General features: G+C 37.8%; 4 protein-coding genes. 3 read left to right on the forward strand and 1 reads right to left on the reverse strand.

Going from position 1 to position 14,267, the window contains the following annotated elements; genetic code table 11:
* Positions 1–29: 29 nt before the first annotated feature.
* Complete coding sequence (locus BLR30_RS13020; protein WP_089859578.1) at positions 30–2,135, reverse strand: S8 family peptidase; 2,106 nt, start codon at positions 2,133–2,135, stop codon at positions 30–32.
* Positions 2,136–2,395: 260 nt separating this feature from the next.
* On the opposite strand from BLR30_RS13020, the gene dnaE reads away from it, so the two are divergent.
* The 3 genes from dnaE to BLR30_RS13035 all read left to right on the forward strand — a co-directional run bounded on the left by dnaE (position 2,396) and on the right by BLR30_RS13035 (position 14,235).
* Positions 2,396–7,072: a DNA polymerase III subunit alpha gene (gene dnaE, locus BLR30_RS13025; RefSeq protein ID WP_089859580.1), complete on the forward strand. Its 4,677-nt coding sequence runs from the start codon at positions 2,396–2,398 to the stop codon at positions 7,070–7,072.
* Between the two features lie 341 nt (positions 7,073–7,413).
* Positions 7,414–10,716: a fibronectin type III domain-containing protein gene (locus BLR30_RS13030; RefSeq protein ID WP_089859584.1), complete on the forward strand. Its 3,303-nt coding sequence runs from the start codon at positions 7,414–7,416 to the stop codon at positions 10,714–10,716.
* 312 nt (positions 10,717–11,028) lie between these two features.
* A complete protein-coding gene (locus BLR30_RS13035) occupies positions 11,029–14,235 on the forward strand; it encodes a fibronectin type III domain-containing protein (RefSeq protein WP_089859587.1) in 3,207 nt (1,068 codons plus the stop codon).
* Positions 14,236–14,267: the final 32 nt, after the last annotated feature.

Consider the following 14,267-nt stretch of genomic DNA (forward strand, 5'->3'; position numbering starts at 1 on the left):
GATTTATCAATGTTCAAACAGTAAATTTATTACTCTTTAATTACTTTTTTAGATACTATATCGCGGTCAGTTTTTACTTCAATGATATATATTCCTTTAGTGTATGAAGTCAAATCGATGCTTTCTTCATTGCTATTAATCGTTCCGCTCTGAAGTTTCTTTCCTGAAAGATCATAGACATTGAAGATTGATTTTTTCGGTGCTTTTAACACTTTAACAAAATCTTTGGTAAGCGTAGGCGATACGATGATTCCGCTGTCTTTTACAACATCGCTCGTTGCTAATGAAGAAGTGGTTTGTCCTGTTACCATGATAGAATAGTTTTGCGGAGCAATGGATCCCGATTCATCAACCAATGTTCCTTTATTTGTTATTTCGATTCTGTAGCTTCTGCCGGCAACAGGAGCATCAATAACCACCTGCTCCACATTATCCACCGTGTTATCTGCTTTCGTTGCCGGTGTCATTGGACTGTTGGCATTAAGTTTCCACGGATAATATACAGTATTGGTCGTAAGGTCTATAATTCTAAGATCAAGGTCATTAATCAGCTTGGATGTTCTGTTATTATAAACATCGGATACCAATTGGTAATTTGGCTCATATTCAGGATCTATCCAGCTGATGGTTGCTTTTAATGGTTCACTTCCGCTTGCGGTAATCGTTTTACTGTTTTTAACTCCGCTGTTTAAAGTTTCATCGTTAAAAATTACGGTGTTATTAGCTTTTCCTACCAGTAATTCTGCTCCTTTTTTAGCATCGATAAATCCCCATCCGAACCATGGATCTGGACCAATATTTCCTGCTTCAGCAGCAGAATGAACAGTAAGCACCTTCGCAGAAGCAGCATTAAGTGTTGCATTATTGAAAAGCTGCTTGTAAATCTGAGTCCATAGCCCGATAATTCCTGTGACCACCGGCGCTGAAAAAGAAGTTCCGCTTCCGCCTGCCCAAAGGCTGCTTCCTGTGGTTGATGTTGCGGCATAGAGAACGTCCGTACCGACTGCTGATATATCCGGTTTTATTCCTCCGTCGTCTCTTGGCCCTGCGCTGCTGTAATCGGAATGTACAACATCACTTGCGGCTGTATATCGATAATTATTAGTTGTGATTATGTCTGTAGCTCCTACAACAATAATATTTTTTGCCAGTGATCCCGGACCAATACAGTCGTAGCCTTGTGCACAGTTATTTGCCGGAGGTGTATCACTGGTACCGAACGCACTTTGTCCACTTGACGTTCTGTAATATTTAGGAATTGTTGTTGATGCTCCATTGGGTCCCATACCAAAGGAATTTCCGGCGGATTTCACAATAATAAAAGACGGATTATTATACACCAAAGCATCATAATTGTAATCGTTGGTATCGTAAGTTCCCTGAAAGTCGTAAAATGTATTTCCGCTTTTAGAGCCATTGTAAACATAAGATGATAGGTTTCCGCTGCTGTCATATTTTTCGTCCCACCCTGCATTAATGCCATAAGAATGGTTGGAAATATTAGGTGCAGCAGTAAGAATTTTATCGAAAACAGAACTTGTGGAAGCGTCACCGGGCAAAGTGGTTGTAGCAAACATATAACTGTCTATCGTAGAATTGATGGCAACTCCTTTCGCATTTCCTACAGAAACACCACCGTTGGACAAATTAACGCTTTTCCCTCCAATAAAACTTCCTACACCTGTAGAATGGTCGGAATAGTCTTGTGTGCTTGCTTCTTTATTGGTGATTCTTCCGGTTGCATTATTGAAAGCAGTATGAGCTTCATATATTCTGCCACCATCATATATTGTATATTTAATATTTTCTCCGTTAAAAGCACCTGAAAGCCCAGTTATATTGCCGGCGGTATTCAATTGGTCAGAATTGGAATTCGATAATTGTCTGGTATCATGCTCTTCTAAAAAATAAGGGACGTTAAAATGGAAACCTCCAAGTCGTGATTTTAATGAATCTATTTTTTTCTTCGTTGATGAATCAGGGTTTTTTCCGTAAACTCTTTCAGCATAAGCATCAAACTTTTTTTCATTCTGAATTTTCTGCTGTTCAAACTCCCTTCTTAAAATTTCATTGCTCTTTTGCGCGTAGCTCAATATGCACAGCAAAGTGCCTATAAAGACTAGATTTTTCTTCATGCCGGTTAGTGATTATAAATTTGCATAGCAAATGTATATAAAGTTCATAATTCTTGATAGTTATTTAGCAATACGTTAACTAATATTAATGAAATTTTAATTAATCTTAAATTTTATTTATTAATTTATCAGTCTTCACAAAAATTTTAAAAACACTGAAAAGAAATATCGGTCAAATTAAAAACAATTTATTAAGCTATTTACATCAAAAAAATGAAGTAACTTTACATTCTCTTTTAAATAAAAGCTAGAAAAATTACATGTATTTAGTTTTTGACACAGAAACCACAGGTTTACCGAAAAATTTCAACGCTCCGCTTTCAGATTCAGACAACTGGCCAAGAATGGTGCAGATTGCGTGGCAGTTGCATGATGATGATGGGACATTAATTGAAAATCAGGATTATATTATAAAGCCGGAAGGATATGATATTCCTTTCAACGCTGCAAGAATTCACGGGATCACGACCAAAATTGCGAATGAAGAAGGCCGTGATCTTACAGAGATTTTAAATGAATTTGCTAAAGTTTTAGAAAAAGTAAGAGTCGTTTCCGGACATAATGTAGAGTTCGACTATAATATCGTTGGAGCCGAATTTTACCGTAAAAATATAAAAGACAATCTTCAGGAAAAACCCAGAGCTGATACGATGGTTCTGGGGACAGATTTTTGCCAACTTGGCGGAGGACGTGGAGGAAGATTCAAACCTCCGAAACTGGAGGAACTTTACGAAAAACTTTACGGGCATAAATTTGATGAAGCTCACAATGCTGCGGCCGACGTAAATGCTACTGCTCAGGTTTTCTTTGAAATGATGAGAATCGGAGTGATTCCTGCTGAGGTTTTAAAAATTTCTGAAGATCAGCTTACGTATTTCAAAACGCTGTATCCTGATCCGATAAAGCCATTCAATATTATTATCAGAAGGCAGGTTGCGGATTTCCATAACAAGAAAAAGCAGCAGGATTTCGGAAGTATTGATGAAATTGATCTCGGAAAATATTTCAATTTTGATAACCACAGTGTTTTTTCAACATTATCTGCGACTTCAAGTATTAACGATCTGATTAAGAAAGCGACTGATGATAACTTCCCGGCCGTCGGTATGGTGGATCTGGGGAATATGATGGGAGCATTTAAGTTTGTTTCTGCTGTAGAGGGCGCTAATGGCGATCGTGCAAAAAAGCATAAGGAATATTTAGCCAAGAAACAGGAAGCAGAGGAAAAGGGTGAAGTATTTAGTGAAACTGAACCGGTTTCAGAACCATTGATTCCGGTTGTGGGTTGCGAATTTTATATTTCAGACCGTTATGAACAAAAACAGTTTACGAAAGATGATCCCGACAGAAGAACTCAGGTTGTTTTGCTGGCGAAAGATTTTAACGGATATAAAAATTTAGCGAAACTTTCAAGTATTGGTTTTCTGAAAGGTTTCTATTTTGGTGTTCCCAGGGTAAGCCGCGAATTGATTGCTCAATATAAAGAAGGTGTAATTGCGTTAACTTCAGGTATTCACGGAGATATTCCGGATGCTATTTTAAATACCGGTGAACAAAAAGGAGAGGAGCTTTTCAAATGGTGGAAAGATACTTTTGAAGATGATTTTTATGTTCAGATCCAAAACCATAAACTGCCTGAAGAAGAGCATTTGAATGATGTTCTGCTTCATTTTGCCGATAAATATAATGTTAAAATTTTAGCGCAGAACGAAACGTTTTATACCAATAAAGACGATTCTAATATTCAGGATATAGTAAGCTGTATCAAAGATGGTGAAAAACTTTCAACGCCTGTAGGAAAAGGGTTTGGCAAAAGAAGAGGTCTTGCTACCGGAGAGTATTATATTAAAAATTCAGATGAAATTAAAGAAGCTTTTTTAGCATATCCTGATGCTTTTGATGCTTACGAAGAATTTACGGCGAAATTCAAACCTTATACGCTGAAAAGAGATGTTCTTCTTCCAAAATTTGATATTCCTCAGGAGTTTGTTCATGCAGAAGATGAAATTGATGGAGGAAAACGCGGTGAAATGGCCTACCTTACCTATCTTACTTATGAAGGTGCGAAAAAAAGGTATGGAGAGAATGGAATCACCGACGACATAAAAGAGCGTCTTGATTTTGAACTTGAGGTAATTGCCAACACCGGATATCCGGGATATTTCCTCATTGTACAGGATTTTTGTAATGAAGCCCGTAAAATGGGAGTTTGGGTGGGTCCAGGTCGTGGATCTGCAGCAGGTTCAGCAGTTGCCTATTGTATCGGAATTACCAATGTAGACCCAATTAAATACGATCTCCTTTTTGAGCGTTTCCTTAATCCGGAAAGGGTTTCCATGCCCGATATCGATATTGACTTTGATGATGAAGGTCGTGACCGGATTATCAAATGGGTAATTGATAAATACGGACAAAGCCAGGTCGCACAGATTATTACTTATTCTGTTCTGGGTGGGAAATCTGCGATTAAAGATGCAGGAAGAGTGTTGGATGTTCCGATTCCTGATACGAACAATATTGCCAAACTGATTCCTTCTACGCCCGGGATGAATATTGCTAAAGCGTTGGCAAAATATGATAAATTAAAGCCGGAAGAACAGCAGCTCGTTGACGAAATGCGATTTGTTCTCGATAGTCCTTCGGATCCCCGCCATGATGTGTTGGCAAGTGCGAGAAAAATGGAAGGATGTATCCGGAATACCGGGATTCATGCCTGTGGTGTAATCATTACACCTGAAGATGTGAGTAATCTTGTTCCGGTAACGATTGCAGCGAAGGATGCAGATATTCTGGTTTCCCAGTTTGATAACTCTGTGGCGGAAAGTGCCGGTCTACTGAAGATGGACTTCCTAGGTCTGAGAACATTGACGATCATTAAAGATGCACTTAAGCTCGTTAAACAAAGACATGGGGTAGATATTGATCCTGACGAAATTCCTTTGGATGATACTAAGACTTATCAGTTATTTAAAGAAGGCCGAACGATTGGGATTTTCCAGTATGAAAGTCCGGGAATGCAAAAGTACATGCGGGAACTTAAACCGACTGTTTTTGCTGACCTTATTGCGATGAACGCGTTATATCGTCCGGGTCCTATTAAATATATTCCGAATTTCATCAACAGAAAACATGGAATCGAAGAGATCGTTTACGATTTACCTGAAACCGAGGAGTATTTAAAGGAAACCTATGGGATTACCGTTTATCAAGAGCAGGTAATGCTTTTGTCTCAGAAACTGGCCAACTTTACAAAAGGTGAAGCCGATACGCTGAGAAAAGCGATGGGTAAAAAGCAGATTGATGTTCTTAATAAAATGTATCCGAAGTTCATCGAAGGCGGAAGAAAAAATAACCTTGATGAAGAAAGATTAGAAAAAATCTGGAACGACTGGAAAGCCTTTGCAGAATATGCCTTTAATAAATCTCACTCTACCTGTTATGCATTTATTGCCTATCAGACGGCCTTTTTAAAAGCCAATTATCCTGCAGAATATATGGCGAGTGTGATGAGTAATAACATCAACAATACCGATTCTATTACCATGTTCATGGAAGACTGTAAAAGTATGGGAGTGGATGTTTTAGGGCCGGATGTTAATGAATCACAATATAAATTCTCGGTAAACGAAAAAGGGCAAATCCGTTTTGGTTTGGGAGCTATCAAAGGAATTGGTGAAGGGCCGAGTGAAGCGATTACCAGAGAAAGAGCAAACGGAAGATTTAAAAATATTTATGATTTCTTTGAAAGGATTCTTCCTTCTCAAATGAATAAAAGAGTGGCGGAAAGTTTGGTATTGGCTGGCGCTTTTGACGAGATTGGTTCCTTTCACAGAGGACAATATTTTGATATTGATATGGCAGGAAGAACCAATCTGGAAAGATTGATAAGATATGGGCAGAGTTTTCAGGAAAGTAAAAATGAAATGGAAAATTCCCTGTTCGCAGATTTCGCAGAAGAAGTTCAGATCGAGCAGCCGAAACTTCCGCCATGTCCGGAATGGCCGAATATGCACAAGCTGAATAAAGAAAAAGAAACCATCGGATTCTATCTTTCTGCACATCCGCTGGATGAATTTAAGTATCAGTATCAGTTTATGCAGGGGCAATTGTCTAAAAAAGCTGTTTTGGAAAAAGAAGAAGAAGTAAAAATAGTAATTGATGAAGTTCCTATTCTTGAGCAGGATGCTCCTGAAGATGTTGCGGATCTTGTAGAAATTGTGTCTGATGAATTATTGACGGGTGAAGAAGAAATCATTGAAGAAGTTACTAAAAAAGCAGAACCGAAAGGCGTTTTTCATTTTCTTAACCTTGATGAGGTAGATGCATATAAAGAACAGGCTTTTGCCAATAAGCAGGAAGAATTGTTTGAGGAGAAGAAAAAGGACTGGAAAACGTTGCAGAAGGAAAGAGAAAATGGCGGTGGCGGAAAAGAATATACCGTTGCCGGTCTTATTACGGAATATCGTGTTCAGGATGGTTTCAGAAGTGGTGAGAAGGTGGCTTTTGTGACACTTGAAGATTATTCGGGATCTTATTCTTTCAGACTTGGTGACCGTGACTATATGCGCTTAAAAGAAAAGCTTGAAGTGCAGCGTTTTGTGATTTTCAAGATCAAATTTGCCCAGGTAAAAGACGGTCGGGTTTTCGTAAATGTGAATGATGTGATAGAACTTCAGGAAGCATTTGAAAGATTTGCAAAAAGCATTTCTCTCGTTATGGATGTGATGGATTTCAGGCCCGAAGATCTTATGTTTTTCAGAACGGTTCTTGAAAGAAATCAGGGAAATCAGAAGTTGAAATTTTATATCAAAAACACAGATGAGGATTCCGGAGTTGAGCATCTTGAAGTACAGTCTATGAAGCATTCTGTGAACCTCAGCGGCGAACTCATTAAAGAAATTCAATTACTGAATAAATATGAATTTTATTTAAATTAATAGAATACTTTGTCTTATAATCAAAGCCATCTCAAATTAGAGATGGTTTTTTCATATATTATTTTAAATGAATATAAATTATGTAAGTTCATGTTAAATTTTTCATAAAATATATTAATTTTTTAAAGTTGTTAATATTAAATTAATGTAGCGTAATTTGTTGAAAAACAGTTTTTTAAAATATATCATCAAAAAGAGAAATTTTATATATAATTTAATATTTATCTATTTTTATTGATTAATATTCATTTATTTTTGATTTTTTATAATGAAAATTAATAATTTATTTGATATTATGTAATTAATTGATATTTTTACTCCCTAATTTTAATTTGCATAATATGAGAAAGTTTTTACTTTGGTGCATGGTTCTCCTTAGTATAGGAGTTACGGCACAAACGACCGTCACCATTGGCGCGGGAGCCAGCACAGCTTCTGCGGGGACTAATGGGGATCCTATATACAGATCCAGCGGCACAAGTTCGTATCATTATTCTAAGTCTGTACAGTTACTTACAGCTTCGGATTTAAGTGCGGCGGGTATTTTTAATTCCTATCCGATTAATAGTATAGGATATTACAAAACAACAGCTAATAATGTTTCGGGATCGAATGCCTGGACTTTAAATGTTTATTTGAAAAACAGTTCGGCTACTGCATTGGCTTCAGGTACCAGCTGGACTACAATGACGACAGGGGCTACTTTATTTTATTCTGCCACTATTGATGCTTCCAACAATTTTCCTTCTGCGGCAGGTTGGGTTACATTTGCGAATAATACGGGGAATGCTTTTACCTATACAGGAGGAGCTATAGAAGTATATATTGATTGGGTTCCTTCGGGATCGTTGTCTACTCCTTTCACAGGGGGCGCTTTTCAGTGGAAATACGACAGTACAAGTGCTGTGCAGGCTATAGGAACGAGTAATTCTGCCAGTATACCTGCTACTACAACTTCTTACACTACATATTCTCGCAGATACCAAACTCAGGTTACTTTTACTGCACCAGCTTGTACGGGTACACCTGCACCAGGAAATACATTGGCTACGGCAACAAGTACACCTTGTTCAGCCCCGTATTCAACAACTTTAAGTTTGCAGAATCCTACTTTAGGAAGTGGTGTTACTTATCAGTGGTACGATAACTCCGGTGCTATTTCAGGTGCTACAGGTTCATCGTATACAGCGACTGTAAGTGCTGCGAATAGCTTTTATTGTGCTGTTACGTGTTCGGGTGCTACAACAAATTCAACTCCTGTAAGTGTATCAGGGCCTGCGGCTCCGATTTCTTCTTTCCCTTGGACTGAAAACTTTGATGGAATGACTACCATTGGTAACGGAATACTTCCAAGTTGTTGGGCAACAAGTGGTGGGCTTAGTGCGTCTTATATGTTTACAACTCAAAATGCAGGTTCTCAAGGTTACAATGATCCTAGATCTACGCCGAATTATATGACAATTTATTATCCTACCACGGCTGCATATCTTTGGGCTCCTCTAATGACTCTTACTGCAGGACAGTCTTATGACTTCACTTTCTATTGGGTAGGTGATGGTACTTCAGGATGGGAAGGTGATGTAGTTGTGAATAATTCGCAATCTTCTACCGGAGCTACTGTTTTGACGAATTTCATTACCTCTTCGCAGACTTCAACAGGAGGTTCAAACAGTACCAATTATACAAAAGTTAAAGTGACTTTTGTTCCTACTACTACTGGTACTTACAGTTTTGGAATAAAATCTTCTGTAACGACATCTGCTCCTTATTATATGGGATTTGATGATTTTAGTGTAATGCTTACTCCTACTTGTACGGAGCCAACGGCTGTATCGGTGAGTAATGTAACTTCATCTGAGGCTTCAGTTTCTTGGACGGCTCCTGCAACAGCTCCTGCTAATGGCTATGATCTTTATTATAGTACATCGAACGCTGCTCCTAATTCTGCTACGAACCCTAATTATTTAAATATTTCAGGAACTTCCCAGGCTATAAGTAATCTTGCACCAGCTACTACATATTATGTTTGGGTGAGATCTCACTGTTCTACCAGTGATGTTAGTCCTTGGTCGAATATGTCAAGTTTTACAACATTATGTGTTCCGGTAACGAGTTTCCCATGGACTGAAAATTTTGATGCCATGACTACCATTGGTAACGGAATACTTCCAAGTTGTTGGTCAACAAGTGGTGGGCTTAGTGCATCTTATATGTTTACCACTCAAAATGCAGGTTCTCAAACGTATAATGATCCTAGGTCTGCACCAAATTACATGACGATTTATTACCCTACTACGGCTGCATATCTTTGGACTCCTCTAATGACTCTTACTGCAGGGCAGTCTTACGACTTTAGTTTCTATTGGGTAGGTGATGGTACTTCAGGATGGGAAGGTGATGTTCTTGTGAATGACTCGCAATCTTCTACAGCGGCTACTACTTTGACGAATTTCATTACCTCTTCGCAGACCTCAACAGGAGGTTCAAACAGTACCAATTATACAAAAGTTAAAGTGACTTTTGTTCCTAATACTACTGGTTCTTACAGCTTTGGAATCAAATCCACGGCAACGACAACAGCTCCTTATTATATGGGATTTGATGACTTTAGTGTAATGCTTAGTCCTACTTGTGTAGAGCCAACGGCTGTAACGGTAAGTAATGTAACTTCATCTGAGGCTTTAGTTTCTTGGACGGCTCCTGCAACGGATCCTGCAAATGGCTATGACCTTTATTATAGTACATCAAACGCTGCTCCTATAGCTGCTACGAATCCTAATTACTTAAATATTACAGGAACTTCACAGGCTATAAGTAATCTTGCACCGGCTACTACATATTATGTTTGGGTAAGATCTCAATGTTCTAATGCTACTACCAGTGAATGGTCGAATATGGCGAGCTTTACGACTGCTTGTGTGGCGGTACAGACGTTGACTCAGAATTTTGATACTACAGCAGTAGGTACTCTTCCTACTTGTTGGGCAAGTATCGGAACAAATGCTTCTTACGCAAGAACTTATGCTTCTACCGCAATTAGTTCGCCTAATGCTTTATATATTTACAATGATGGTACAAGTACCGGAGTAGGTATGGCTTCAACACCAGAAATTTCTAACCTGCAGTCTGGTAATTATGTTCTTAAGTTTAAAGGAAGAGCTAATTTTACGGCAGGAGGTGTTGTTGAAATCGGATACTTGTCGAATCCTTCTGATACATCTACTTTTGTCTCTATAGGATCATATACCACTAGCAGTACAACAACTGTAGATGATTATTCATTAGACATTACCGGAATTCCGGCCGGAGTTAATAAACTGGTTTTAAGACATACCGGAGTTCCTGCTAATAGTGTTTTAATTGATGATGTTAGTTATGAACTTAATACAAACTTGTCTACTAATGATGTTAGATCAAAAGACAGTATTAAAGTATATCCGAACCCATTCAGTGATGTATTGAATATATCGGATGCTTCGAATGTTAAGAATGTTTTAGTTACAGATCTTTCAGGAAGATTGGTGAAAACTATTGCTAATCCTGGTGCTCAAATTTATTTAAGTGAATTGAAACAAGGGTTGTATTTAATTTCATTAGAAATGAAAGATGGCTCTAAGCAAACGCTTAAAGCAATTAAAAAATAAATCTTAATTAATAACTACAATTGGATAGCGGCTAAATTTAGCCGCTATTTTTTATTTGAACATAAATATTTTTTTATGTTAAGTAGTTATTTTAAGAAACTCATGAATGAATTTTAGTTACTATAATTACCTGAGAATGAATATTTAAAATAACTCATTAAATTGAGAGTTTTATTTAAAAACTAAACAAATATTTAATTTTTAGTATTTATTTTGGTTTTTAATTGTTTTTTAAATAATGAAATGGATTAAAATTTTCATATAATGTAATTTATTGATACTTTTATCCCCTAATTTTAAATTTACTAACGAATGAAAAAAATTTTACTGGCGTGCATGATGGCCTTAGGAATAGGTACATTTGCACAGACAAATGTCGCTAGTTATTCTTTTGTCAAGAGTACGGGCGTCACGTATACTCCTATTACTGGAGGAACGAAATTGTTTCCCTCAGGGACTAATACAACGTATGATAACGATGTTTCGGCTGCAATTCCTTTGTCTTCCCCATTTACTTTTGGTGGTGTTGCAATGAATAGTGTTTATGTCAGTGCAAATGGATTTATAACTTTTGGAGCTGCACCTGGAGGAACAAATTATACCCCTCTTTCAACATTGGGATCAACAACCGGAGCTATTTCTGCTTTTGGACAGGATGGAGGCTTTTCATCAACAGATACTGTACAGCCTTCAGGAAATCATGAAGTAAGATATGAAGATTTAGGAACTGAATTTGTTGTTCAGTGGCAGGATCATGCGAATTATTTTAACAGATCAACGGAAAGGTTGAATTTTCAAATCCGATTAGTGTACAGTACTGGTGAAATAAAGATTATTTATGGAAACTGCACAGATCCAGGAACGGCAAGTACTAGTGGAACTACACCCCAGGTAGGGATACGAGGAAATAGTACAACATTTGCAAGTAACGTAAGCCCGCTAATGATTGGTAATGTACCTACAGGCACAAGTTGCGATTGGTCTAAAGCGGTAACTGGAAATTCAAATGCAAGTACAATGCTTTTTTCAGGAACTACAAACGCAAGCGTTAAAATTCCGAATGGATTACAATTCTCATGGATGCCAGGAACCCAATTACCAGTCAGAACTTTTGCGGCTACAACAGCAGTTACAACAAACGGAGCAACTGTTAGCTGGACGGCTCCGACGGGTGCGACTGCATATAATGTTCAGTATAGAGCTTTGGGAAGCTGTGACTGGACTGATTTTACAGGTAATCCTGTTTCAACAACAACGGCTTCATTGTCAGGATTAAACCAAAATACTACGTATCAGGTTCAGGTGCAAGCTCTGAATGGAGGATTACAGGCAATGTACTCCCATATACCAAATTTAGCAGGTACGGGTAATGGTTACGCTACGGCTGGTTCTTTTACAACATTAGCAAATTGTGCAAGCACAGTTACCGGTCTCGCTTCATCTGCAATAACTCCTGATGCCGCAACTATAAGCTGGACGGCTTCTACAACTCCTCCGGGAAATGGATATGAATATTATTACAGTACATCGGCTACAACACCTTTAAATAGTGTGACACCTTCAGGATCAACTACAGCAGGTGTGGTTACTGCTAATTTATCAGGATTGACTCCAAATACAACTTATAATTATTGGGTAAGAGCGAATTGTAATGGTGTTGATAAAGGAGTATGGTCTAGTTCGGCAAGTTTTACAACGCCTTCATTATGTCCGACGATAACTGCTCCGGCGGCAGGTGCTACCGGCGTAAGTACTATACCTACAATAACCTGGACTGCGATTAATGGAGCTATAGGATATAAAGTGAATGTTGGAACAACCTCAGGAGGTAATGATATTGTAAATAATGCTGATGTTACTGGAACATCATATACTTTTGCATCTCCATTAAATACTTCTACTAAATATTATTATACAGTTAGTGGATACACAGCAAATACAGCTGCAACAACTTGTACGGTCAGAGATTTTACGACGATTTGTTCTGTTTTGTCAGCTCCTTATTCAGAAACGTTTTCATCAGGAATACTACCCAATTGTTGGAGTACTCAAAACCCTACATCGACATCAACAGATCCTAATGTAAAATGGAAATTTACAGGAAATGCAGATTATGGTGCTAGCTTGGCAAATAATGGCAGGGCTTCGGGTACTTATGCCTGGGTAGATGCAAGTTCTCCCTATACAGGAATACATAATGTAGAATTACTCTCTCCATCTATTAATTTAACAGGCTTAGCTGTACCTTATGTGTCATTCGAATGGTTTAAAAATCACTCCACTTCAACGTCGACAACGGTATCTCCTTCTAGTTATGATAACAATAAGTTAACTCTTGATATAAATGATGGCAATGGATGGGTGACAATATTCACGGGTACTACAAATTCTCAATTGTGGAGAAGTGAAGGAATTGTTTTGGCATCAAATTATATAGGAGCAACTGTACAATTAAGATTTTCGGTTGATAAAGATGTAGCGGGTAATGGTTATTTCTACGATGATATTTTATTAGATAATGTGGAAATAAAAGAAGCTCCTTCGTGCCTTTCTCCGAATTCTTTAGCTTTTAGTAATCTGACTTCTACAGGGGCAGATATTAACTGGATGGCTCCAACTATTCCTCCGGCTATGGGCTATGATGTGTATTATAGCTCAAATAATACTGCGCCTACAGGGTCTACTATTCCACAATATACTGGAATTACAGGGACAATGCAGAATGTTCCCGGAACTTCAGGATCTACTTTCTATGTATGGGTAAGATCAAATTGTTCTGTTTCAAGTCAAAGTACATGGGTTGGGCCTGTGACATATACAATACCTTTCCCTCCTCCAGCAAACGACATTTGCTCTGGAGCAATCTCTTTAACTGTAGGAGGTGTATTTGCAGATAATGCTTTAACAACTTCAAATGCCGGTGCTACAACGGATGGTACAACATCATGCCAAAGCAATAGAGGAGACAATGTTTGGTTTTCAGTAATAGTTCCTGCAAGTGGAAATGTTACAGTAGAAACAAAAGGAGTTACAGGATCGGGATTATTAGATACAGTTCTTTCTGCACACAGTGGAACATGTGGATCATTAACATCAATTGCTTGTAATGATGATAACCCTGCCGGGGGAGTTTATTCAATAGTTTCATTGACAGGACAAACTCCGGGATCAACCTTATACTTTAGTGTATGGAGATATACAGGAACTGCGGGAGGTGTAAGTACAAATGGACAATTCCAGATTTCAGCATATGATTCATCACTTGCTTTAGCTACAAATGAAGTAAAGACAAAAAAATCACTTAATGTTTATCCTAATCCATTTAGTGAGGTACTAAATATTTCTGATGCTACTAATGTGAAAAATGTTTTGGTTACAGACTTTTCAGGAAGATTGATGAAAACAATTCCTAATCCGGGATCTGAACTTCATTTGGGAGAACTGAAACAAGGTATGTATTTAGTGACTTTAGAAATGAAAGATGGTTCTAAACAAACAATTAAAGCTATTAAGAAGTAATTTTAAGCTTTTATCATAAAATAAGTTAGAGA

The organism is Chryseobacterium taeanense, from assembly GCF_900099685.1.
In the GTDB taxonomy this organism is placed as follows: Bacteria; Bacteroidota; Bacteroidia; order Flavobacteriales; family Weeksellaceae; genus Chryseobacterium; species Chryseobacterium taeanense.

What these genes read in the sequence shown, in the direction of transcription:
- BLR30_RS13035 (WP_089859587.1), top strand. Translation starts at nt 11,029, where the DNA reads ATGAAAAAAATTTTACTGGCGTGCATGATGGCCTTAGGAATAGGTACA.
- BLR30_RS13020 (WP_089859578.1), bottom strand. Translation starts at nt 2,135, where the DNA reads ATGAAGAAAAATCTAGTCTTTATAGGCACTTTGCTGTGCATATTGAGC.
- dnaE (WP_089859580.1), top strand. Translation starts at nt 2,396, where the DNA reads ATGTATTTAGTTTTTGACACAGAAACCACAGGTTTACCGAAAAATTTC.
- BLR30_RS13030 (WP_089859584.1), top strand. Translation starts at nt 7,414, where the DNA reads ATGAGAAAGTTTTTACTTTGGTGCATGGTTCTCCTTAGTATAGGAGTT.